The organism is uncultured Acidaminococcus sp. (assembly GCA_900538365.1).
Classification (GTDB): domain Bacteria; phylum Bacillota; class Negativicutes; order Acidaminococcales; family Acidaminococcaceae; genus Acidaminococcus.
The window spans coordinates 37,326-59,475 of record UPXT01000003.1 but is presented as its reverse complement, the minus strand read 5'-3'; the positions used below and the strand labels follow the sequence as shown (position 1 = coordinate 59,475).

At 49.3% G+C, this 22,150-nt stretch carries 23 protein-coding genes and 1 tRNA gene; all 24 read right to left on the bottom strand.

What is annotated here, in order from left to right:
- Positions 1-14 precede the first annotated feature (14 nt).
- Entirely contained in the window at positions 15-398 is a 384-nt protein-coding gene (locus QZQ08_RS01185; protein WP_296326756.1) for a hypothetical protein, read from the bottom strand.
- Positions 392-1,588: a PTS sugar transporter gene (locus tag QZQ08_RS01180; RefSeq protein ID WP_296326754.1), complete on the bottom strand. Its 1,197-nt coding sequence runs from the start codon at positions 1,586-1,588 to the stop codon at positions 392-394. Before QZQ08_RS01180 ends, QZQ08_RS01185 begins: the two co-directional genes overlap by 7 nt.
- A 157-nt stretch (positions 1,589-1,745) precedes the next feature.
- Entirely contained in the window at positions 1,746-3,044 is a 1,299-nt protein-coding gene (locus QZQ08_RS01175; RefSeq protein WP_296326752.1) for a glycosyltransferase family 2 protein, read from the bottom strand.
- A 13-nt stretch (positions 3,045-3,057) separates the two neighbouring features.
- A complete protein-coding gene (gene pssA / locus QZQ08_RS01170; protein WP_296326751.1) occupies positions 3,058-3,744 on the bottom strand; it encodes a CDP-diacylglycerol--serine O-phosphatidyltransferase in 687 nt (228 codons plus the stop codon).
- The gene (locus QZQ08_RS01165; RefSeq protein WP_296326749.1) at positions 3,741-4,382 is read right to left on the bottom strand and encodes a phosphatidylserine decarboxylase; all 642 of its coding nucleotides are present in this window, start codon (positions 4,380-4,382) and stop codon (positions 3,741-3,743) included. Before QZQ08_RS01165 ends, pssA begins: the two co-directional genes overlap by 4 nt.
- Positions 4,383-4,432: 50 nt before the next feature.
- Positions 4,433-5,173, bottom strand: coding sequence for a WecB/TagA/CpsF family glycosyltransferase (locus QZQ08_RS01160; RefSeq protein WP_296326747.1), 741 nt, complete (start codon positions 5,171-5,173; stop codon positions 4,433-4,435).
- A gap of 20 nt (positions 5,174-5,193) precedes the next feature.
- Complete coding sequence (locus tag QZQ08_RS01155) at positions 5,194-6,804, bottom strand: peptide chain release factor 3 (RefSeq protein WP_296326745.1); 1,611 nt, start codon at positions 6,802-6,804, stop codon at positions 5,194-5,196.
- A 117-nt stretch (positions 6,805-6,921) separates the two neighbouring features.
- A tRNA-Pro gene (locus QZQ08_RS01150) sits at positions 6,922-6,998 on the bottom strand.
- A 76-nt stretch (positions 6,999-7,074) separates the two neighbouring features.
- Positions 7,075-8,013 carry a homoserine kinase gene (gene thrB, locus QZQ08_RS01145; RefSeq protein WP_296326743.1) on the bottom strand — a complete coding sequence of 313 codons (939 nt, stop codon included), beginning with the start codon at positions 8,011-8,013 and terminating at the stop codon, positions 7,075-7,077.
- A 20-nt stretch (positions 8,014-8,033) separates the two neighbouring features.
- Entirely contained in the window at positions 8,034-9,335 is a 1,302-nt protein-coding gene (locus tag QZQ08_RS01140) for a homoserine dehydrogenase (RefSeq protein WP_296326741.1), read from the bottom strand.
- Positions 9,336-9,348: 13 nt separating this feature from the next.
- Positions 9,349-9,801 (bottom strand): ACT domain-containing protein, encoded by a 453-nt coding sequence (locus QZQ08_RS01135; RefSeq protein ID WP_296326739.1) that lies wholly within the window; start codon positions 9,799-9,801, stop codon positions 9,349-9,351.
- A 67-nt stretch (positions 9,802-9,868) separates the two neighbouring features.
- Positions 9,869-10,864: an NAD(P)H-dependent glycerol-3-phosphate dehydrogenase gene (locus QZQ08_RS01130; protein ID WP_296326737.1), complete on the bottom strand. Its 996-nt coding sequence runs from the start codon at positions 10,862-10,864 to the stop codon at positions 9,869-9,871.
- 10 nt (positions 10,865-10,874) lie between these two features.
- Positions 10,875-11,489, bottom strand: a complete 615-nt coding sequence (gene plsY / locus QZQ08_RS01125; protein WP_296326735.1) for a glycerol-3-phosphate 1-O-acyltransferase PlsY — start codon at positions 11,487-11,489, stop codon at positions 10,875-10,877.
- 22 nt (positions 11,490-11,511) lie between these two features.
- Positions 11,512-12,840, bottom strand: coding sequence for a ribosome biogenesis GTPase Der (gene der / locus QZQ08_RS01120; protein ID WP_296326732.1), 1,329 nt, complete (start codon positions 12,838-12,840; stop codon positions 11,512-11,514).
- Between the two features lie 14 nt (positions 12,841-12,854).
- The gene (gene fni / locus QZQ08_RS01115; protein ID WP_296326730.1) at positions 12,855-13,904 is read right to left on the bottom strand and encodes a type 2 isopentenyl-diphosphate Delta-isomerase; all 1,050 of its coding nucleotides are present in this window, start codon (positions 13,902-13,904) and stop codon (positions 12,855-12,857) included.
- 15 nt (positions 13,905-13,919) lie between these two features.
- Entirely contained in the window at positions 13,920-15,962 is a 2,043-nt protein-coding gene (locus QZQ08_RS01110) for a bifunctional 4-hydroxy-3-methylbut-2-enyl diphosphate reductase/30S ribosomal protein S1 (protein ID WP_296326728.1), read from the bottom strand.
- Positions 15,963-15,965: 3 nt separating this feature from the next.
- Positions 15,966-16,562: a 1-acyl-sn-glycerol-3-phosphate acyltransferase gene (locus QZQ08_RS01105; RefSeq protein ID WP_296326726.1), complete on the bottom strand. Its 597-nt coding sequence runs from the start codon at positions 16,560-16,562 to the stop codon at positions 15,966-15,968.
- A gap of 5 nt (positions 16,563-16,567) precedes the next feature.
- Entirely contained in the window at positions 16,568-17,239 is a 672-nt protein-coding gene (gene cmk / locus QZQ08_RS01100; protein ID WP_296326724.1) for a (d)CMP kinase, read from the bottom strand.
- Positions 17,240-17,247: 8 nt separating this feature from the next.
- Positions 17,248-18,492 (bottom strand): NAD(P)/FAD-dependent oxidoreductase, encoded by a 1,245-nt coding sequence (locus tag QZQ08_RS01095; protein WP_296326722.1) that lies wholly within the window; start codon positions 18,490-18,492, stop codon positions 17,248-17,250.
- Positions 18,485-19,225 (bottom strand): pseudouridine synthase, encoded by a 741-nt coding sequence (locus QZQ08_RS01090; RefSeq protein ID WP_296326720.1) that lies wholly within the window; start codon positions 19,223-19,225, stop codon positions 18,485-18,487. Before QZQ08_RS01090 ends, QZQ08_RS01095 begins: the two co-directional genes overlap by 8 nt.
- Positions 19,226-19,837 (bottom strand): SMC-Scp complex subunit ScpB, encoded by a 612-nt coding sequence (gene scpB / locus QZQ08_RS01085; protein ID WP_296326718.1) that lies wholly within the window; start codon positions 19,835-19,837, stop codon positions 19,226-19,228.
- Positions 19,809-20,558: a ScpA family protein gene (locus QZQ08_RS01080; RefSeq protein WP_296326716.1), complete on the bottom strand. Its 750-nt coding sequence runs from the start codon at positions 20,556-20,558 to the stop codon at positions 19,809-19,811. The genes scpB and QZQ08_RS01080 overlap by 29 nt, the downstream gene beginning before the upstream one ends.
- Positions 20,559-20,608: 50 nt before the next feature.
- Positions 20,609-21,262 (bottom strand): site-2 protease family protein, encoded by a 654-nt coding sequence (locus tag QZQ08_RS01075; protein WP_296326713.1) that lies wholly within the window; start codon positions 21,260-21,262, stop codon positions 20,609-20,611.
- Positions 21,263-21,370: 108 nt separating this feature from the next.
- Complete coding sequence (gene codY, locus QZQ08_RS01070; protein ID WP_016459515.1) at positions 21,371-22,147, bottom strand: GTP-sensing pleiotropic transcriptional regulator CodY; 777 nt, start codon at positions 22,145-22,147, stop codon at positions 21,371-21,373.
- Positions 22,148-22,150 lie beyond the last annotated feature (3 nt).

Below are 22,150 nucleotides of genomic sequence, written 5' to 3'. Positions count from 1 at the left end.
CCTCACAAATGATATTACTGCTTCGGCTTGCTGGCCTTTTTTCGGGAAAGGAAATTGGCCAGAAGCGTGATGAAGGCAGCGCACAGGGCTGCTCCCAACATACTAATGATAAATCCCAGCGGATGGTTGGAAAGGGCAGGTGCCGCAATCGATGGCACATAAGCCGTACCATGGACACCATAATAACCAACGAGGATACCGCCTACCCCAGCTGATATAATAGCCCCAGCCATGACCAGGGGATCGGCCAACATAAAGGGGTAAGAGGCCTCTACAAATGTGCCGAAAACAAGATTGATGAATAGACCGGGAATGGCAAGGGTCCTGTCATCACGGCGCCGTGGATAAAGGACGGCTGCAAACGTAATCCCTGCGGACACCATAACAAGCCCTACCATATCAATGGCGCCGAGAAAGGAACTCCCGTCTTTTCCATTTCAAGAAGGATAATGGGCAGAATAGCTGCATGATACATGCCCCCCATAATGGCAGGCCAGATCAATAGTCCTGCCAGTGCGCCGCAAAGAACGGGGCTGACCGCAAGGGCTTCGTCAATCAGGCCGCGAAGTCCGCCGCCAATCATTTCCGCCAAGGGGGCAAGGAACAGATAAATGATGAGGCCCGCAACAAGGCCAGAGATTCCTCCGGAGACGATATTAGCGGTCGTCGCTGGAAACTTCCACTTCAGGCATAGAACCAGGGATCGGTTCACGAAAAAGCCCGCCAAGATGCCGCCTAAAAGGCCGCCAATAAGTCCTCCTTTGATGGAAAGGATACCTGTAATGGTTCCTGCGACAATTGCCACATCACCAAGGCCGGATAGCTGCCGCGCTGCAATCGTTGCAACCACGACTGGCAAGGCTTTCACCATCGCATTGAAAATACTTTCAAAATACCCTAGACCAGGGATTTTGCTGATGATGAGCGTAAGTGCCATGGCAATGAATCCGGGCAGGGAGGCCATGAGGATCCCGCGCAGGGGGATGTGTTGGAAAAGATTGCCACCTTGGAGCTGCTCCTTATCTGAGCGGCCTCCAATGGCTGGCCTATAGGTAAGGTGCCAGGCCTTGGCAAAAGCATAGAGTCCAGCGATGGCCCTCGTACGGTTGGTTGTCCCCGTTGTTCCTGAAACCGCAAGAACGTTCATACCGCTTTGTTCGGCTTGGGCCATGCTTGTCCCGCCCGTACCAACAGCAGGAAGCGCCTTGCCGCCTGCAGATTGGATGGCTTTTTGATTGACGCCGCAAGGATCACAGCTTACAAGGAAGAGGCCATCGATTTTTCCTTCTTTGATCAAGCTGCTGAGCCCTTCGTCATAAGAGGCAGCCATCGCATTCACTTCATTGAGGGGGCCATGAAAGACAGGATGGATCTTCTCTTCTTCTTTTACCCAAAGGCTCGCTTCATCCGAATCCTTGATTTGGTCCATGGAAATGGATGCACCAATAAACTGTATAAATGCAACTTCAATTCCTGCAGATTGAGCCTGATAACAGATTTCGCCCAAAAGGTCTTCCGGATTCTGGCCCCCTTGTTCAAAAAGATTTCCTCCGCTGCTGCCAATGACGGCAATCTTTTTCGTCATCATCCTATTCCCCCTTTTCTACGATACGGTTGGACAAGGCAAGGAAAATATGAATTTTACCTTACACCTCTTTATTACACTGTGTCAATAAAGAAGAGGAAAATATAAAAAACACCCTTCCCGTCTGTTTCATTTGATACGGTAAAGGGTGTTCAAAGAATCAGGATTTATTCTTATCCTTTTCTTTGGAAAGGACAATCTGCTTGGGTCCATGTTCGGAACTTTCGGGAACCAGCACATCATTGAAACTGATTCCTCTCGTGTGGAGCGTATGGCTCCATACATGTTCATGACGGTGAAGGAACCCCAGCACAGTAATGGGTATCCAGCTATACACAAAAATCGGATAAAAGATGGTATAGAACCAAGATTTAGGCGCTGCATGGATTTTTAGAAGAATCACGGCAGGAATGACGTACTGACCAATCCCAATAACCTGCCAGATTTCATAAGGCAAAATGGCGTAGAGCACATTCGTATAAAACGGAACATGGGCGTAGATTGTACTGGCAATGACAAAAAGCGTTGAGAGAAGGAGAAAATAAGGCTGAAACAGATCGATAACACCGTCAAGAATGATGATATCCCGTTTCTTGATGCCTTCCTTAAGCAGCTTTGGGATATACCGTTCCCCGACATCAAAATGACCCTGTACCCATCTTTTTCTCTGGTTCCAGGACTGTTTGAAGGTCAAGGCCTTTTCATCATAGACAATTGCATTGTCACACCAAGTCGTCGGGATACCTTCCAAGAGGGATTTCATGGTAAATTCCATGTCTTCCGTCAAGCAAGTCGCTTCCCATCCGTACTTCTTAAGGATATCCACGGCAATGCACATCCCCGTGCCGCCAAGAATGCTGGAAAGACCAATATTGTATTTGGCTCTGGACCAAACCGCATTGGTGATCCAGAAGGAAATGGCAAAGACACCGCTTACCCACGTATCATTAGGATTTTTGGAATCAAGGTACCCTTGAATGAGGCGTTCCCCTTTTTGATAGCGGGAATTCATTTCCATGAGAAAATCAGGATGTACAAGATTATCAGCATCAAAAATAACGACCGCGTCAAATTGACGATCCATTTCAAAAAGCCGCTTGAACATCCATTCAAGGGCAAAGCCCTTCCCCTTATCAGTATCATTGAAACGCTCATGAACGCTGGCACCGGCCTTGCGTGCGACTTCCGCCGTATGGTCCGTGCAATTGTCGGCTACGACAAAAATCTCATACATGGAATCAGGATAGCGAAGCATGCGAAGATTTTCCACCAGTTCGCCAATTACCCGTTCTTCGTTATGGGCGGCCGCAATGACAGCAAAGGTTGTCTTTGGCGTTGTAATTTTCTTTTCTTTTTTTCCAGGCAGGATTCCGAATAAAGACAGGACAAAATAGTAAATGGTAAAAAATACAATCATGACCTGAAGCGGAATCATGATGATGTCAAAGTAACTCGTCATGAAGGACTCCTACTTACTCCCCTGCTTTTTTTCCCGTAACCTTAACATAAATGGCATTGAGGACCCCGCAAATCGTGTAGGTAAACATGATGATAAAAGGCCAAGCATGGAAATTGGTTACAAGCATATAAAGACCAATGGCAAAAGACAAAATGACAGGAACCTTGAAAAGAGGATTGCCGTGACCCTTGAAATCAGGGTAACGAACTTCACTGTACATCAATTTTGCCACTAAAAGCGTCAGGATGGCCGTCCCCATCGGTCCAAATTGATAACCGGAAAGCACATAGGTCACAAGGACGCAGGCGCCAGCCGGTGCCGGCATGCCTTCAAAATACCCTGAAACAACGCCCGTGTTGACATTGAAACGGGCTAGGCGCAGCCCTGCACCAAAGGTGAAAAGGGACGAAATAATCTGTCCCCATAGACCCAGTTCTGTAAGACCATAGGTATAGATCAAAACAGCCGGAGCCATCCCGAAAGAACAAACATCGCAAATGGAATCCATTTCCTTACCGAAGTCCCCGCTGACACCCAGAAGGCGTGCAGCCCGTCCATCGCAGGAATCCGCAAGGACGGCCAAAATGATGAAGATGGCAGCCCTGGAAAATTCCCCATCCATGGAAAGATAGATGGATAAAACCCCAAGGACCATGCTAAAACCACTGATGCTGTTTGGAACCATGCGTCTATAATTCATTGTACTTGCTGCCTCCCCATAATTGTAATACCGCCTTTGACTTTATCTCCCTTTTTGACAAGAATCTCTACGTCGCGAGGAACGACAAGCTCTGTACTGGAACCAAATTTGATCATGCCGTACGTTTCTCCTTGCAAGAGCTGCTTGCCAAGCGTTGTCCAAGAGACGATGCGCCGAGCAAGGATGCCTGCAATCTGAACGACGAGAACGCGGTAGTTTTCGTTTTCCAGTCCAATGGCCATGCGTTCGTTGACGATTGGCGCAGATCCTTTGAAAGCAGGCTCAAAGCCGCCGCATGTATAGCGCAGATATTTAACAAATCCTTTAATGGGTGCGCGATTGGTATGGACATTGAAGACGGACAGGAAGATGGTTACCTTTTTGGCTTCCTCATGAAGAAATTCGTCGTCAAAAAACTCCTCAACAGCCATGACAGTCCCATCAGCGGGGGAGTATAAGACATGGGGATCATCCGGCAGGGGGCGATCCGGTTCCCGAAAGAAATAGGCAAAGTATATGGTCAGGATAAGCGGAATCCCGGCAAATGCGGGATCGGCCAAAAAGCCGACAAGGATGGTTGCTGCCAGACCTGTAAAAATAAACGGATAGCCGTCCTTGATGATTGTATATCGGGTCACGCCCTCACCTCCATTATCTGGTTATTATAATACACTTCAGCGCCCTTTGTCTATTTATGGGCCCTTTTTTCCTTCTGGACGGCAAGAACAAAACGCGGCAGTGCCATCATCCGACCAATCCGTCTTGGCTCCTTGTAAAGACGATAGAGCCATTCCAGGGAAGCTTTCTGCATCCAGTGAGGGGCCCGTGTCGTCTTACCAGCCAGAACATCAAAGGAACCGCCTAGCCCAATCCGTATGAGGGGGCTCAGCTGTTTAGCATGATCACGCAGCCAATACTCCTGCTTAGGTGCGCCAAGGGCTGCAAATAAGATCTGGGCACCGGAATCATTGATTCCGTCAATGATTTCGTCTGTCTCTGTTTCCGAAAAGAACCCATTACGAGTGCCGACGATTGAAACACCGGGAGCCATTTTTTCAGCTTTCGCTTTTGCAGCTTCTGCAATACCGGGAGCAGCTCCAAAAAAGTAGAGTTTGATTCCTTCCTCGGCCGATTTTTTGAGGAGTTCCACGAATAGATCGAAACCAGCCACCCGTTCGGGGACTTCGTATCCCAAGGTGCGACCAGCCCAAACCGTTCCTGCCCCATCTGCCAGAACCAGGTCGGCCTCTTGAAGGAGCGTACCGTAACGTTTATCTTCCCGCGCCATCATGATGATTTCAGCATTGGCAGTAACCACCTGTGTGGGAATCTTCTTTGCAATCCGATCCATAAGGAAGGAGACAGCTTCTTCCATGGAAAAAGGTGTAACAGGAACGCCAAGGATATCGATGGCCTTTTTTATGAGCATACCCTGCTCCTTTCATCAAGTTAGATGGCTCTTGCTTCAGAGGGTACTTCCGTGAAATTGATACCAGGATTCCGCTCCAAGAGCCAGTTAAGGTTCCATTCATTGGATACAAGAACGACGGGACGGCCCAATTTATCATAGACAAGCATCCCATTATCAAGGCCTTTCATATTGCGAATGGCCTCTGCATCATCAGCATAGACCCAGCGGGCCACACTGTAGGGCAATCGATCCATGAGAAGCTGGGCACTGTATTCATTTTTAAGGCGATAATCCAGGACTTCTAACTGAAGGATACCGACAACGCCGACAACAAAGCTTTCCATGCCGATATTCTTTTGACGGAACACCTGGATAGCCCCTTCCTGTGCCAGCTGTACAATGCCCTTTTCAAACTGTTTACGTTTGAGGGAATCCTTAGGCTGGACCTTGGCAAAGATTTCAGGTGGAAAGATGGGGAAATCCTCGAATTGGATTTTGTTCTTTTCAGTCGTAAGGGTATCTCCAATGGTAAAGATGCCTGGATCGAAGACACCAATGATATCACCAGGGTAGGCTGTTTCAACGGTAGTCCGTTCCTGTGCCATGAATTGTTGAGGCTGGGAAAGCTTGACAGGATGGTTGCCTTGGAGATGCCAGACGCTCATGCCCTTTTCAAATTTGCCGGAACAAATGCGCATGAAGCTGATGCGGTCACGGTGGGCCGGATTCATATTGGCCTGGATTTTGAAAATAAAGGCGCTGAAATTCTCATTGTCAGGCAGGACAATGCCGCCATCCTTGAGTTTGCGAGGCTGTGGTGCAGGGGATAGTTCCAAGAATTTTTCAAGGAAAGGCCGGACACCGAAGTTTGTCATGGCAGAGCCAAAGAACATCGGCGTCAATTCCCCATCAAGGACCTTTTGGAGATCAAATTCATCACCGGCCAGATCAAGGAGTTCAATGTCATCGAGCAGCGTCTGATAATTGGCTTCGCCAATGGCTTCCTTGATTGCCGGATCATTTAGGTCCCCCGTTGTCGATTTCAGGATCTTGCTGCCATGGCTGTTATCATTGTCAAAGAGCTCTACCTGTTTTTTGATGCGGTCGTAGACCCCGATATAGTGCCCGTCAACCCCAATAGGCCAGTTGATAGGAAAAGCATTGATGTGAAGGATCTTTTCGATTTCATCCATAAGATCCATGGGGGCACGGCCATAGCGGTCCAATTTATTGACAAAGGTAAAGATCGGCAGTTTTCTCCGATGGCAGACCCAAAATAGTTTTTTTGTCTGTGGTTCCACGCCCTTTGCTGCATCAATCAGCATGACCGCGGAATCGGCAGCAATCAAGGTACGGTAGGTGTCTTCACTGAAATCCTGATGGCCCGGTGTATCAAGGATATTGACGCGATAGCCATCATAATCAAATTGGAGGACGCTGCTTGTAACAGAAATTCCTCTCTGCTTTTCAATTTCCATCCAATCCGAAACGGCGTGGCGATTTGTTTTGCGGCTCTTGACCGATCCGGCAAGATGGATGGCGCCTCCATAAAGAAGCAGTTTTTCGGTTAAGGTTGTTTTACCAGCATCCGGATGGGAAATGATGGCAAACGTCCGCCTTTTATTGATTTTATCCTGTAATTCGCTCATCGATGAAACTCCTCCTAAGGCTCGGTTAAGGTCGACTCCATATGCCATGATCATACCCTGAAAGAGGCATGAAAAAACGCCACAAAGTTTCGAACTTTATGGCGTCAAATCACAAATTGGTCGGAGCGGCGAGATTCGAACTCACGACCTCTTCCACCCCAAGGAAGCGCGCTACCAAACTGCGCCACGCCCCGACAACAGTAGTAATTTTACTCGATATTCTCCATAAAGTCAACCCTTATTTTTTGAAATTGCAAAAATAAGGAGACTTCAATGGGCCATTTCCGCTTCATCCGCCGCGAAAAGGACTGCGCCTTCTGTATCTAGGCTGACTTGATGGAGGGTGTAGGCAATGCCAAGCTTCTGGAAAGGCGCTGCCAAGGCCGCCGCTATACAGGAACGGTCCTTTCCCTCCGGCACATAGGCCATGAGAGTCGAACCCGATCCGGAGATGACAGCATTGTATGCACCGGCATCGCGGGCCCCCTTAAGGGCCTCTGCCGCCCCCGGAATCAGGGAAAGCCGATACGGCGTATGTAACTTGTCTTCCAGGGCTTCCGGCAAGTTTTCAAATTGTCCTGTAAGGAGCGAGCCAACGAGCATGGCTGCCCGACTAGTAGAAAACACAGCATCCTTATAGGGAATCTCTTTCGGCAGAACCTTCCTGGCCTCTTCCGTAGATACATGAATGGCCGGAACCAAAACAATCATGCCCAGGGGACGGGCCGGCAGGAAATGCAGGCTGCTCACCTTATCATCAGCCATAACATTAATGGTAATCCCACCGAGAATTGCCGGGGCCACATTATCCGGATGCCCTTCAATGAGGGTTGCTTCCGTAACCAGTTCGTTTTTGGTCAGCGGTGATCCCAGCATGGCATTAGCTGCCATAAGCCCGGCCACAACCGCCGTGGAACTGCTCCCCAGCCCTCTGGAAACAGGTACGTGGATGACGCTTGTAACACGGATTCCCGTGGCTTTCCCCTGATGTTTCTCCCATAATGTATAAAAGGAAGAGACCGCCAGATTATGGCGGCCTAAAGGAAGGCTTTCAGCACCTTCCCCTACCCCTGAAACTTCGATTCCTTGCGGGATCCGTTCAAAAGTGAAAATATTATAGAGGGAACAGGCGAGCCCTAAACAGTCAAACCCAGGTCCGCAGTTTGCGGAAGTTGCAGGTACACGGACCGTGACTTTTTGAACATCCATATTTCCACTCCTTTATCTACTTAACAGAGGGATTGGTCATCTTCAACGCGAAGTACGTTGCTGATGCGATTGACGACCTTCGTTACGGCCAGTTCCTTTGTGGCTTCTTCCAGATCATAAACGGAAACAGGATGGGTAATCACGACAATTTCTGCCAAATCACCCAATTTTCGAGTCTGCAGAACGTTGAAGAGGCTGACTGCGTGTTTGCCAAAAACACTGGCAATCTGAGCCAGGACACCCGGTGCTTCGTCAACGAGGAGACGCACGTAAAACTGGGAGAAGACTTCCTCCTTAGGAGCCAAGGTTTTCTCTTCATAGCAGGTGCAGCCAACCCGTCCGTTGCATCCTTCATGGATGTTGCGAGCGCATTCAATGATATCCCCGCAAACCGCACTGGACGTCGGGAAGCGTCCAGCACCGCGTCCATAAAACATGGCTTCACCGATTGGCTTACCTTCGATGTAGACGGCATTGAAAACATCATCCACCGACGCAAGAGGATGATTCTTACGGAGCATTGTCGGATGGACCCCAACCGAGATCTTCCCATTTTTCAGCTGCTTGGCAATGCCCAAGAGTTTGATGGTATAGCCCAGTTCCTCAGCGTAGACGATATCGCGAAGGGAAATCTTTTCAATGCCCTCAATTTCGACTTCATCCAAATGGACCCGTGTATTGAAGGCAATAGAAGAAAGAATGGCAATTTTTCGTGCCGCATCAAAACCACCAATATCAGCGGTCGGATCCGACTCGGCATAGCCCTTTTCCTGTGCCTGTTTGAGCACTTCGGCAAAATCCATATGCTCCTCGGTCATCTTGGTCAGCATGTAGTTCGTCGTTCCATTGATGATACCCATAATGAGCGAAATACGGTTGCTTGCCAAGGATTCCTTGAGCGGTCGGATAATGGGGATTCCCCCTGCTACCGATGCCTCAAAAAGAAAATCAACATGATGGGCGGCAGCCAGTTCAAAAAGTTCTTTCCCGTGAACAGCTACGACATCCTTATTTGCTGTGACGACGTTCTTACCGGCCATCAAGGCTTTTTTCATATACTCAAGGGCAGGATGCTCCCTCCCAATCAGTTCAACAACAATATCAATATCAGGGTCACCGATGATATCTTCAATATCCGTGACAACTGGCAGGGACGGATCCAAGGCACGCACCTTTTCCGGATGCCTTGCCAACACTTTTTTGATACGGATAGGCGTCCCCACCCGTTCCGTAATGAGCGCCTCATGATCTTTCAGGACAAGGATCACGCCTCCACCAACAGTTCCTGTACCTAAAAGCCCAATATTGATTTCTTTTTTCAAAATAAGGACCCCTTTAATCGACCTGACCAAGCACGTCCAGCCGTTTTACTCCCTCGATGAGGCGAACTTTGTCCAGTAGGGCCTCCATATCGATGGAGAGGAATTTTGTTTCCACGGAAATGGTTGTGTTGGCAACACCCTGTAGGGGAACACCTTGGTTGATCGTGATGACACTTCCCCCATCAGCGGCAATTGTGTTGAGAACGCTAGAAAGAACGCCCGGTTTGTGTTCCAGGAGCAGGGAAATAGTGATGACCTTTTCACGACTTGCATCATAGAAGGGAAAGACGTAATCCTTATATTTGTAGTATGCACTACGGCTTAGCCCAACCTTTGCAACAGCTTCATTGACAGTCTTAAGTTTACCGCGTTTGAGGATTTCCTTGACCATAATCGTTTTTTTGATGGCTTCGGGTAGGATTTCCTCTCTGACTAAATAGAACTCTGATTTTTTCTCGTTTGTCATGTTGCATCTATCCTTTTCCAAAGAATATTTATCCTTTCTAGAAGGACATTATATCATAATTCAGCAATTAGTTCCACTCTTTCTTTCCCGATCGTGACATAAGATCGTGGGCTGCAAGAGTAATTTCCTTATGATGGTACAGGACTTCGTAAAGTTGATCGATAATAGGCATTTCTACGCCGAGTTTGTGGGAAAGGGCATAAACGGTCTTTGTGGTACTCATGCCTTCAATGACCATATGGGTTCCCCGTTCAATTTCATCAGCAGTTTTTCCTTGGGCAAGCAGGGTGCCTGCTGTATGGTTGCGGCTCAATGGACTTGTGCAGGTCGCAACAAGATCTCCGATTCCACTCAGCCCGGCAAAGGTTTCCTGGTGAGCCCCTAGTTTGAGTCCCAGCCTTGTCATTTCTGCAAGGGCGCGGGTGATAAGGGCTGCCTGGCTGTTTTCACCAAGCCCCATACCTGAAATCATCCCCGTCACGAGGGCATAGCAATTTTTTAGGGCACCGCATAACTGAACACCGAGGATATCCTCTGAAATATAGGGGCGAAAATATCCATTGAGGAAAAGATCTTGCAAGGTTTTGGCTGTCTTGGGGTCCTTGGAAGCGATGACAGAAGCTCCCGGCTGCTTTTGGGCAAGTTCCTTGGCAAGATTGGGACCGCTGAGTGCTGCAATGGCCTGCGACTCAGGAAAATAGTGTTCCAACACATCCGACATCAGCTCTCCCGTCTCCCGCGAGAAGCCTTTTGTACAGGTAAGAAGGATCTTCCCTTTCCCCTTTGAGACCTGAGAAAGATCCCTGCACAAAGCCTCCATTCCCTTTGAAGGGACAACAAAGACAAGGACCTTCGCTTTTCCTACCCATTGAAGATTGTGGGTTACATGAATGGACGGTGAAAGCGTAAGGTCTGGCAGATAGTCGGTATTGATCCGCGTCTGTTCAATGAGAGCGGCTTTTTCTGGATTCCGAGCCCAAAGCACGACGTCATGGCCATTATCAGCAAGGATTTCCGAAAGGACGGTTCCCCAGCTTCCTGCACCAATTACAGCTATGGACATGGGTTCCTCCTTATTTTTTATCTTTCAAGGACAAATGACCTTCCCGAATCTTGTTTTCCGTGCCATGAAAGAGCCGGACCATATTTTCATAATGGCGGACAATGACAACAGCAGCAATAATTGCTGTGAAAATCACAAGGGAAAGATCGTAGCCCAAATAGTAGGCGCCAAGGGGCGCACAAAAGGCAGCCACGATAGAGCCCAAAGAGACATAGCGCGTAACAAAAACGATGGCAAGCCACACCGTAAGGGCAAAGACAGAAACATCAGGCATAAAATAAAGCAGGACACCAAGCCCGGTGGCAACGCCCCGGCCGCCCTTAAAATGGAGGAAACAGGAAAAACTGTGTCCCAAGATGGCGGCAGCTGCACAGATGAGCTGCGGCCAAAGGTCAGTAGAAACAAAACGGCTGACCAGCATAAGAGCCACAACGCCCTTGCCCAGATCCCCCAATAAGACCAGGGAAGCCATGCGGGCACCGACAGTCCTAAAGACGTTCGTCGTCCCAATGTTATGGCTTCCATACTGCCTAATATCAATACCACAGATGGCTTTCACAAATACGAGGCCGCAAGGAATGGACCCCATGAAATACCCGATAAGAGCTGCTAACAATACACTCATTCCAATGCGCCTTCCTTATGGGTCAGTTTTCTTCATTCTTGCCGCGGACAATGAGATTGATGGGCGTTCCTTGGAATCCAAAGGCTTCCCGCAGCTTATTTTCCAGGTAACGCTGGTAGGAAAAGTGCATGATTTCCGGTTCGTTGCAGAAAATCACGAAGGTCGGCGGTTTAACCTTGACCTGGGTTGCATAAAGGATCTTCAGGTGTTTGCCCTTTTCCATCGGCGGTTGGTTCATGGCCACGGCATCGGTTACAACCTGATTGAGGATGGACGTTGAAATCCGCATGGCATTGGCTTCGGCCGCATCCTTGATGAGATCAGGCAGGCGGCTGATACGCTGCTGCGTCAGAGCCGAAACATAAACGACATTGGCATAGGGCATGAAGATGAGTTCCTTGCGGATAGTTTCCGTATAGTGAACGGTCGACATCTCATCCTTTTGATACAAATCCCACTTATTGACAACAAGGACAATGCCTTTACCCGCCTCGTGGGCGTAGCCTGCAATCTTTTTATCCTGCTCGGTCACCCCCTCAACGGCATCGAGGACCATGAGGACAACATCGGAACGGTCCACTGCACGCAGGGTCCGGATGATGCTGTATTTTTCAATCGGTTCGTCGATTTTCCCTTTGCGGCGCATTCCTGCTGTATCTATGAAGAGATAAGTCTGCCCATCCTTCATGACAGGAACGTCAATGGCATCACGGGTTGTCCCTGCTACATCACTGACGATGGAGCGGGTCTGGCCAATAATGTCATTGAAGATGGAGGATTTGCCCACATTCGGTCGGCCAATGATAGCGACCTTGATAACGTCATCATGTTCGTCATCGTCAGATTCATCCTCATCAGGGAAATGGGATACAACGGCATCAAGCAGGTCTCCGAGGTTGAGTCGGTTTGACGCCGAAATCATATAAGGTTCGCCAATGCCCAGGTTATAGAACTCATAGGCTTCCAATTCCTGGGTCGGCGTATCGGCTTTATTAACAGCAAGGACGACCGGTTTTTGGGCCATACGGATAAGTTTGGCCACTTCTTGGTCCTCCGTCGTAACCCCCGTACGAGCGTCACAGACAAAGAGGATGACATCGGCTTCCTTGATGGCAATCTTAGCCTGCTCCCGAATGGAAACAGCAATGGAGTCGGTATTGGCAATTTCAATTCCGCCCGTATCGACCATCATGAAGCGACGGTCGAGCCATTCTGCTTCGGCATAAAGACGGTCCCGCGTGACACCCGGTGTATCTTCCACAATGGAGATGCGGCTGTCTGCGAAAATATTGAATAACGTTGACTTGCCGACATTCGGTCTGCCGACAATGGCAACAATGGGTTTACTCATATAGGATTCCTCTTTCACTCATTCTGATCATGCTTCCGGAGCCATGAAACGGCTTGAGCCGTCTCGCCGGTTAGATAAAATTGCGCCTCTTGAAGGTCCTGATAGGTCCTGCAACCAAGAAGGGTGTAAAAATCACGGACCTTCTTCAGCAGCTGCCGCAGGAAATGAATGGTTTCCTCAATTCCTTCCTGCTGGAGCTTTTGAAGCAGATTCCCAGCCATGGCAACCGCCGAAGCCCCGAGGACCTGGGCTTTGACCACATCAAGGGCGCTCCTGATGCCCCCTGAGGCAATGACCCCATTTCCCCACCCGGCCGCTTCTACGACGGACAGCAGGGAAATGACTGTAGGAATGCCCCATTCCGCAAGTTCTTCATTGCCTTCTGGATAGCGCTGATGCTCAATGGCAGGGAAATTCGTTCCTCCTGCCCCACCAATATCAAGGACCGTGACACCAACATCAAGGAGGGCCTGGGCCTCTTTTTGAGCCATGCCGCAGCCTGTTTCCTTGACAATGACAGGGACCCCGACACCTTGAACCATGGCTTCTATATGGGACAGGCACTTTGAAAAGTCCCGATCTCCTTCTTCCATGGCAAGTTCCTGAGCAGGATTCAGATGAATCTGAAGGGCGTCGGCACAAATCATGTCAACGGCAGCCTTTCCTTGTTCTACAGAGGCAAAAGCACTTAAATTGGCAAAGATAAGCCCCTTGGGATTGCACTTACGAACAATGGTATAGCTGTCACGATGAAATCCCGTCCGCACCGCACCAAATTGAGAACCCACTGCCATGGCTGAACCCGTTTCGCGGGCAACGACAGCAAGGGATTCATTAATTTTTGCGACCGAGTCTGCGCCGCCTGTGATGGCATTGATGATAATCGGATGGGTAAGTGCAGGCAGTCCAGGCAGGAAACAAGTCAGCTCTACCTCATCGCGGCAGATGCCTGAAAGGCAATGATGAAGCAGATGAACGTCAGAAAAGCCGGAAGCGCAAGGCCCATCCCCGATACAAAGTGCGTATCGGATATGATCGAGCTTACGACTTTCCCGGCTTTTCATTGGAGACTCCTTTAATTAGTTGGCTTCGTTTTCAACCTCAGCGAGTTTTTCGCCCAAATCCTGGGAGAGGGCGCCTTTTTTGCCAAGGTACTGGCTCATTTCAGCCTTTTCAGCATCTTCCTTTGCTTTGGTGATGCTGAGGGCAATCTTCTTATGTTCCGTGTCAACACGCAGAACCTTGACCTTGACTTCCTGACCAACTTCCAGAACATCTTCCGGTTTTTCGATACGCTGTTCGGAAATTTCGGAGATGTGGATCATGCCTTCGTTTTTATCGTTCAATTTGATAATTGCACCGAAGGGAAGGAAGCGAAGGACCGTACCGGTAACGATGTCACCGACATGGATATTCTTTGCGGCAGCCTGCCAAGGATCTTCCTGGAGAGCTTTGACAGAAAGGCTGATGCGACCTTTTTCAGCGTCGAGACCTTTGATATAGACCTCAACTTTGTCACCGACTTTGTAAAGATCAGCCGGTTTGACGCTACGATCCCAAGAAATTTCAGAGATATGGACAAGACCCTGAACGAAAGGTGCGATTTCAACGAACATGCCGAAATCAACAATGCTCCGAATCGTCCCTTCAACAGTTTCACCTTCATGGAAGGTTTCAAAAGCCTTATCCATGGCTTCCTTGCGTTCTTCTTCACGACGAGCGCGTTCTTCCTTATAGGCTGCGTTTCTGGCAGCACGTTCTTCTCTCAGGACATTTCTGCGGGAGAAGACAAGACGTTTCTTTTCAGGGTTGATTTCAAGAAGGGAAACTTCAAGTTCCTTGCCTTCATATTCCTTGACATCATCCACATGTCTAAGATCAAGGTGAGAAGCAGGAATGAAGCCCGTCAAGCCTTCATAGGCAACGGTCAGGCCGCCTTTGACAGCACGCAGGCCCTTAACGGTAACAACTTTCTTTTCATCCGTGAATTCTTCCGGCAGTTTCAGCCAAGCCTGGTCAGCTTCAGCTCTCGTCTTGGAAAGAACAACGAGACCATCCTGGTTTTCGCTGGCAATGACTTTCAGCGTGACCTTATCGCCTTTATTTACAGTGGGAGCGACGGTTTCCTTGGTACCACCCTGAACCCATTGGTCAAAAGGTACGGAACCTTCGCTCTGGTAACCAAAGTTAACAACCACTTCATCTTTAGTTACGTCGATGACCGTGCCCTCTACGATCATACCAATGTGCAGTTTCATGCTTTCTTCTTGTCCCAACAGTTCTTCCATCGTTTCCATAGCTACAATAGCCTCCTCAATAATTTCCTGCGGTGTAGATGCACCAGCAGTAATGCCAATTTTTTCTGCTCCGGCAAGCATGGATAAGGTAATCTCACTAGCGTCCTGTAAAAGATAGGTTCGCGGATTGATGGGTTGTGCAAGCTCCGCCAAATGGCGTGTGTTGGCACTGTTTTTCCCGCCAAAGACAAAGAACGCGTCACAGCTTCCAGCAAGCTTCCTTGCTGCTTCCTGCCGTTCAGCAGTGGCTGTACAGATGGTTCTTTCCACCTTGTAGTCACCAGATCGTTTCTCCTGCGACAGATGAAGCAGAAGGTTAAACTTCCCTGCCTCAAAAGTCGTCTGGCTCACTACGCCAAACTTATCTCTTACAGGAAGAGATTCCACATCATCTTCTGTTTCGATGACCAGAGAATCCTTACCTGCCCAAGCCTTGATACTTTGCACCTCAGGATGACGCTTCTCCCCAATGATGATGACAAATCGACCTTCCTTAGAAAAAGCGGCGGCTGTCATTTGTGCTTTTCGCACATGGGGGCAAGTGGCATCAATGATCTTAAGTCCTTTTTGCTCTGCTTCCTCATAAACTTGAGGGGCTGCACCATGGGACCGAAAGATAACCGTATCACCAGCAGAAAAACCGGCCAGTGTTTCCTTGCATTGTACACCTTTTTGCGCAAGCGATTCCACAACCCGAGGGTTATGAACAATTTCACCTAGGGTGGCAATACTAGTATTATATCCTTTTACGTTCATTTGTGCAATGTCTATCGCACGTTTTACTCCATAACAAAATCCACAGGGTTCCGCAACGATGATCTGCATGGCTCAAACGCCCCCATTTTCCTTGATGAGACGGGCAATTTCACCCATCAGTTCCTCGGTAAAGGCTTCCGTATCTTTTTTACCGCCTTCAGCCCCAAAAACAGAAATAGGTTGACCAAAAACAACTTTGATATGGGGCCAGAAGCCTTTTTGTGCTCCCAGGTTGGATCCCAGGATAGCTGTTGGGACCACTTGTGCCTTCCCCTTGATGGCAATGGCCATGGCACCAGGTTCTGCTTTTCCAAGCTTTCCCGTCCGGATCCTGTGTCCTTCCGGAAAAATGCCAAGGACCTTATGCTCTTTGAGAAGCTTCAAAGCGTGGCGTATGGCGTGGGTGTCAGCGGCCCCGCGGTGGACCGGGAAAGCGCCTAAAGAGCGGTAAATCCTTCCTAAGACAGGAACAAAAAGTTCGGATTTGGCCATAAAGTGAATGGGCCTAGAAGCCGCCGTCCCAATCATGGGTGGATCCAAGAGGCTGACATGATTTGAGGCGATGACAACAGGCCCTTCGTGGGGGATGTTTTCCCGGCCAATGGTCTCTAGACGGAAAAGGAAGGAAAACAGCACCCTAAAAAGCAGCTGTACAAATCGGTACCACATGAGCTTCATCTCTCCTTTTGGGCCAAGGACAGGATTGTTTCCGTGACATCCTCGATGGACATCTGTGTAGAATCGATAAGCACTGCGTCCTTTGCCTTTTTAAGGGGAGAAATCGCCCTTGTCTCGTCCAAACGATCCCGCTCAATGATTCTCTTTTTAAGGTCGTCCAAAGAAACAATCTCTCCTTTTTCCTTGATTTCCTCAAAGCGCCGGCGAGCCCGTTCTTCCACGGAAGCCGTCAAAAAGATCTTAAGCTGGGCCTGAGGGAAGACGACAGTGCCAATATCACGTCCATCCATAACAATCCCACCGGCCTTTCCCATCTCCCGCTGCTGAGCAACCATCGCTTTGCGAACGCCGCCATAGGCACTGACGCGCGAAACATTCTGGGAAACGTCAAGGCTACGAATGGCATCAGTGACTTCTTTATCATTGAGATAGACCTTATTTCGGCCATCTTCATAACTGAAAGAAATCTTGATATGCTGAGCCATTTGGTCAGCTGCCGCTTCTGTAAGAGAAAATCCGGCCATTAGGCAGGAAAGGGTCACGGCGCGATACATAGCCCCTGTATCGATATAGGCATAACCAAGTCTGGCAGCAACTTTCCTGGCAATCGTGCTTTTCCCCGCTCCAGCAGGGCCATCTATAGCAATGATGATTTTTTTCAATGTCATTCCTCTTTTCAAAGTTCAGCTGCTTCTTTTCCTGCCACATAACCGGAGGAAAAGGCAGCCTGCAGATTGTAGCCGCCTGTATAGCCATCTACATCCATGACTTCACCCGCAAAAAAGAGATTTGGGTAAAGCTTGGAAGCAAAGGTCGACGGTGAAATTTCCTTGATGCTTACGCCGCCGCTTGTAACGATGGCTTCTTCAAGAGGGCGCGTCCCCGTAACGGGAAGGGGAAAGTTCTTGAGGACATCAGCAAGACGAAGGCGTTCCTTGCGTGTCAGTTGATTGACAGGCTGCTCAGGAGTCAGACAGGCCTCTTCTATGACAAAGGGGATAAGGGCCTGGGGCAGCAAGTCATGCATGCCCGCTTTGAGGGCTTTGCGGCTGTATTTCTGAAAATCCCGCTGCAGCCGTGCATCAAGCTGGTCCCGGGTAAGGGCAGGCTTGAAATCGATGGAAAGATCCAAAAAGCCTTGGGGATGGGACTTGAAATAACGCGCCGCGTCTCGGGAAAGGGTGAGAATAATGGGTCCGCTGACCCCAAAATGGGTAAAGAGCATTTCGCCAAATTCCTTCCCCACTTGTTTTCCTTTGTCCCAAAGGGAAGCTTCAACATTGCGCAGGGACAGACCTTGAAGGGCCTTCATGTCCCCGAGGTCGCAAGTTAGGGGAACTAACGCAGGACTTGGCGCAATAATGGTGTGGCCGGCCTGCCGAGCAAGGTCATAGCCGTCACCGGTTGATCCGGTCCGCGGATAGGAAGCGCCCCCTGCAGCAAGGATAAAAGCATCGGCTTCATAGGAACGGCCATCCGTATCATAGACGGCCCTCACCTTGCCGTCTTGACAGATCAGCCGTGTAATCCGGCGGTGGAAGAGGATTTTTCCGCCCAGCCCATAAAGGATTCCTTCCAGGGTCCGGACCACATCGGCGGCTTTATCGCTTTGGGGAAAGACGCGGCCTCCCCGCTCCACTTTGGTCTTTAATCCATGGCTTTCCAAAAGGGCAATCATATCTTCATTGGTAAAGCGATGAAAGGCACCGAAAAGAAACTTGCCATTACCAGGGATATGGGCAATCATCTCATCCATCGTGCAGTGATTGGTGATGTTGCAGCGTCCCTTTCCCGTGATCATGAGCTTTCGTCCAGCCCTTTCCATCCGCTCCAGGATGGTCACGTCGGCTCCCATCTGGGCTGCGGAGATTGCGGCTAAAAGACCCGCTGCCCCGCCGCCAATGACAATGACCTTATTCATGATGCATCACCAGTTTCTTCAAATGCAGGACTTCTTCTTCTGTCAATTCACGATAGGCCCCTTTTTTGACACCCTGCAAGGAAAGGAATGCGACCTGGGTCCGTTTGAGCTTCCTCACAGGATAGCCAATGGCTTCGCACATACGCCGTACTTGGCGGTTGCGTCCTTCGTGAATGGTCACTTCAAAAATTGACTGATCATGCCGGGAATCATAGCGCTTGACTTCAACGAGGGCAGGGGCTGTCATCCCATCACGCAGACGGATTCCCGCCCTCAGCCGGTCCAGCTTTTCTTCTTCAACGTGCCCGTCTACAACGACTTCATAGGTCTTATTGATATGATAACTGGGATGGGTCATCCCCTGGGCCAAAGCTCCATCATTCGTCATGATGAGAAGGCCCTCCGTCATAAAATCTAAACGGCCCACGGGATAGATGCGTTCACGCTCTTTTTCCATCAGTTCGGCAACCGTCCTGCGGCCTCTCGGGTCCTTCATGGTTGTCATGACAGCAGGCGGTTTATTGAGCAGAAAATAACGGTGCCTTTCCTTACGCAAGGGACGCCCGTCAATGAGGATCCTGTCCGTAGGAGAAACCCTTGTCCCCAGTTCCAATACGGGGCTACCATTTACGGATACCCGTCCTTGCAGGATGATCTTTTCACATTCCCGGCGGCTTGCAACGCCAGAGGCTGCCATCACCTTCTGCAGCCGTTCCACTTGTACTTCCGTCATTTATTCATGCCCCGTCCCTTCCAGACTGGGTACTCCTTCCTCATGCACTGATTCTTTATCTCTTCCTATGTCAGCAGTCTCCTGCCCTTCAAAGGCTCCGTCCAGAAGTTCTTCGGGCAGCTCTGGCAACGCGGAGAGGGATTCAAGGCCAAAGGTCACAAGAAACTTTTCTGTCGTGCCATATAAAATAGGCCGCCCCATGACTTCCTTGCGGCCAACTTCCATAATGAGTTCCATTTCCGTTAAGGTACTTACGACCCCATCGACCTTGACCCCACGAATGGCTTCTATCTCACTTTTTGTAACTGGCTGTTTATAGGCCACAATGGCGAGGGTTTCCATGGCCGCATTCGAAATCTTCTGTTCCTGCTTTTCATAAAGATCTCGAATCACACCTATGGCCTCTTTTTTGGTGACCGCCTGCACACCCCCGGCGACCCGCCTTAGGGTAAGGCCCCGATCTTCCTCCTGATAGGACTTTGAAAGCAGGCTCAACAGGTCATCAGCTTCTTCCAGTGAAAGATGGAGCGCACTGGCTATCCGGTCAAGGGATAGAGGATCACCAGCGGCGAAAAGCAGGGCTTCAAGCTGTCCCAGTTTCGATATCGCCATGAGCGGTCTCCTTTCGTTCTGTAATATAAATGGGAGAAAAAGCGCCCTCCTGCTGAATGGAAATCTGCTTTAGGCGCAGCAGTTCCAATAAAGCCAAAAAGGCTGCAATGGTTTCACTCCGATTATGTCTTGAATGGATAAAGTCCGTAAAAGCCAGCTTCTGGTTATTATTTTGCTTTTTTCTCAACAGCTGGAGGACTTCTTCCATCTTGTCCTGGACATGGAACTCCTGTCGCGGAATAACGGCCGGACGCTCATCCGGAGCAGGAATCATGTTAATCAGGGTGCGCAGCAGATCGGCCATGGTGTAGGACTTGATCTTTCGGGTCCCTGTATCCAGCTTCATAGGCGCGCGAACAGCAAAAAGGCGGGATTCCATAAGGCATTCCCTAAGGAGTCCAGCCCTTTTCTTGAACTTTTGGTAGAGGACAAGCATTTCCACGAGCATGTTCCGTGGATCGTTCTCCTCTTCCTCCTCTGCATCATCCTTTGGCAGGAGCATACGGGATTTGATTTGGAGCAGCATCGCTGCAATGAGGAGAAACTCACTTGCCATATCAAGGTCATAAACCTGCATTTCATTGATGTAGGCGATATACTGCTGCGTAATGGATACGATGGGAATATCATAGATGTCGACTTTATCTTTTTCTATGAGATGGACAAGCAGGTCCAGCGGTCCTTCAAAATCAGGCAGTTTGACGGTCAAGGTTTCCGACATAAAACGCAATCCCTCACAAGCTGTCCCCCGTAACGCAAAGCCGCCTTCCCTTATGGCAGGAAAAAGGCAAAGGGTATCAGCAGAAGATAGCTGACCTCACTGGCCAAACGAAGATAAAGCGTTGCAAGAGGACTGATGATGATTCCAATTATACCTGTAAAACACAGGACAATCAAGATAAGGTTAGAATAAGGCCCAACAAGATTGGCATAGCGATATTGCACACTGGGCGATAAGAAATAGCTCAGGACCTTGAATCCATCCAAAGGTGGGATGGGCACCAAATTAAAGAAGGCAAACCAAACATTGTACAGGCTAAGCCACTGCAGGAAAAAATGGACACTGTAAAATGTTCGGGAGGCAAAATAACGCAGGAAAAGTCCATCCAATAAAATTGCCAGGAAACAAAGAAATAAATTGGCTACGGGTCCGGCAAGGGCCACCTTCATCATGTCACGTCGCGGGTTCCGGTAATACCGGGAATCGACCACGACCGGTTTTGCCCAGCCAAAGCCGACAAGGAGCAGGACCAAGGTCCCGATGATATCCAAGTGGGCCAAAGGATTCATCGTGAGGCGCCCCTGTGCGCCAGGGGTTGGGTCACCCAAATGCGTGCTCATGGCACCATGGGCATATTCGTGAACCGTAAGGGCCATGAGGAGGGCCGGAATGCGGTAGATAATGGTTGCATCAAGGGAAAGCATGATGATATTCCTTTCTGAAACAACATAAGGAAGCGTGACGCAAAACTGTCTGCTGCCTTTCAAGATACAAATCAAGGGTGCCGACTAGACCAGCACCCTTGATCCAAATTATTTTCGATGTTCTTTAAGACCATCCCGCAGGTATTCGTTGAGGATACGGACGTAGGTCCCTTTCATCCCCAGGGATTCGGTCTCGAGGACGCCTGCGCTTTCAAACTTACGCAGGGCATTCACGATGACGCTGCGCGTAATACCCGCCTGGTCGGCAATCTTACTGGCCACCAGAAGACCTTCATCCCCCGGCAGAGCCTTCAGGATTTCAGAGATGGCTTCCAGTTCACTGTAGGATAGATTCGAGAAAGCAATCTGGACCATGGCCTTCTTACGAGAGGCTTCCTCAATGTGTACAGCCTTGTCATGGAGCAGCTGCATGCCGATTACAGTGGCTGCATATTCTGACAGGAGCAAATCGGAATCAATGAATTCCTTCTTGAATTTTCCGAGAATCAGCGTCCCCAGACGGACACCATTCCCAAAGATGGGGACAACCGTTGTATATTTGCTTTCAAAAAGACATTTCGTATCATCGCTGAAAGCACACATATTCTTGACCAGTCGGTAGTTGGAAGAGGTCTCACGGATCTGTTCCAGCCATTTTACATAGTTTTCAGGGAACCGGCCAACATCAAGGACCTTCTTGATCATAAGTTCACATTCAAATCCATCAAGGATTGAATAGCCAAGCAGTTCACCTTCACTGGAAACAATGTAGATATTGGCCTTGATGACGTCCTTGAGGACTTCGGCCATCTTTTTGTAGCTGATGACTTCCGTATTCTGCAGAAGCTTGTTGATCATTCTTGTCTTTTCTAATAATGCCAGCATGCT

Excerpts from the sequence above, each read along its gene's own strand:
- QZQ08_RS01185 (WP_296326756.1), bottom strand. The coding sequence starts at position 398 with ATGGTAGGGCTTGTTATGGTGTCCGCAGGGATTACGTTTGCAGCCGTC.
- QZQ08_RS01180 (WP_296326754.1), bottom strand. The coding sequence starts at position 1,588 with ATGATGACGAAAAAGATTGCCGTCATTGGCAGCAGCGGAGGAAATCTT.
- QZQ08_RS01175 (WP_296326752.1), bottom strand. The coding sequence starts at position 3,044 with ATGACGAGTTACTTTGACATCATCATGATTCCGCTTCAGGTCATGATT.
- pssA (WP_296326751.1), bottom strand. The coding sequence starts at position 3,744 with ATGAATTATAGACGCATGGTTCCAAACAGCATCAGTGGTTTTAGCATG.
- QZQ08_RS01160 (WP_296326747.1), bottom strand. The coding sequence starts at position 5,173 with ATGCTCATAAAAAAGGCCATCGATATCCTTGGCGTTCCTGTTACACCT.
- QZQ08_RS01155 (WP_296326745.1), bottom strand. The coding sequence starts at position 6,804 with ATGAGCGAATTACAGGATAAAATCAATAAAAGGCGGACGTTTGCCATC.
- thrB (WP_296326743.1), bottom strand. The coding sequence starts at position 8,013 with ATGGATGTTCAAAAAGTCACGGTCCGTGTACCTGCAACTTCCGCAAAC.
- QZQ08_RS01135 (WP_296326739.1), bottom strand. The coding sequence starts at position 9,801 with ATGACAAACGAGAAAAAATCAGAGTTCTATTTAGTCAGAGAGGAAATC.
- QZQ08_RS01130 (WP_296326737.1), bottom strand. The coding sequence starts at position 10,864 with ATGTCCATAGCTGTAATTGGTGCAGGAAGCTGGGGAACCGTCCTTTCG.
- plsY (WP_296326735.1), bottom strand. The coding sequence starts at position 11,489 with ATGAGTGTATTGTTAGCAGCTCTTATCGGGTATTTCATGGGGTCCATT.
- der (WP_296326732.1), bottom strand. The coding sequence starts at position 12,840 with ATGAGTAAACCCATTGTTGCCATTGTCGGCAGACCGAATGTCGGCAAG.
- fni (WP_296326730.1), bottom strand. The coding sequence starts at position 13,904 with ATGAAAAGCCGGGAAAGTCGTAAGCTCGATCATATCCGATACGCACTT.
- QZQ08_RS01110 (WP_296326728.1), bottom strand. The coding sequence starts at position 15,962 with ATGCAGATCATCGTTGCGGAACCCTGTGGATTTTGTTATGGAGTAAAA.
- QZQ08_RS01105 (WP_296326726.1), bottom strand. The coding sequence starts at position 16,562 with ATGTGGTACCGATTTGTACAGCTGCTTTTTAGGGTGCTGTTTTCCTTC.
- cmk (WP_296326724.1), bottom strand. The coding sequence starts at position 17,239 with ATGACATTGAAAAAAATCATCATTGCTATAGATGGCCCTGCTGGAGCG.
- QZQ08_RS01095 (WP_296326722.1), bottom strand. The coding sequence starts at position 18,492 with ATGAATAAGGTCATTGTCATTGGCGGCGGGGCAGCGGGTCTTTTAGCC.
- QZQ08_RS01090 (WP_296326720.1), bottom strand. The coding sequence starts at position 19,225 with ATGACGGAAGTACAAGTGGAACGGCTGCAGAAGGTGATGGCAGCCTCT.
- scpB (WP_296326718.1), bottom strand. The coding sequence starts at position 19,837 with ATGGCGATATCGAAACTGGGACAGCTTGAAGCCCTGCTTTTCGCCGCT.
- QZQ08_RS01080 (WP_296326716.1), bottom strand. The coding sequence starts at position 20,558 with ATGTCGGAAACCTTGACCGTCAAACTGCCTGATTTTGAAGGACCGCTG.
- QZQ08_RS01075 (WP_296326713.1), bottom strand. The coding sequence starts at position 21,262 with ATGCTTTCCCTTGATGCAACCATTATCTACCGCATTCCGGCCCTCCTC.
- codY (WP_016459515.1), bottom strand. The coding sequence starts at position 22,147 with ATGCTGGCATTATTAGAAAAGACAAGAATGATCAACAAGCTTCTGCAG.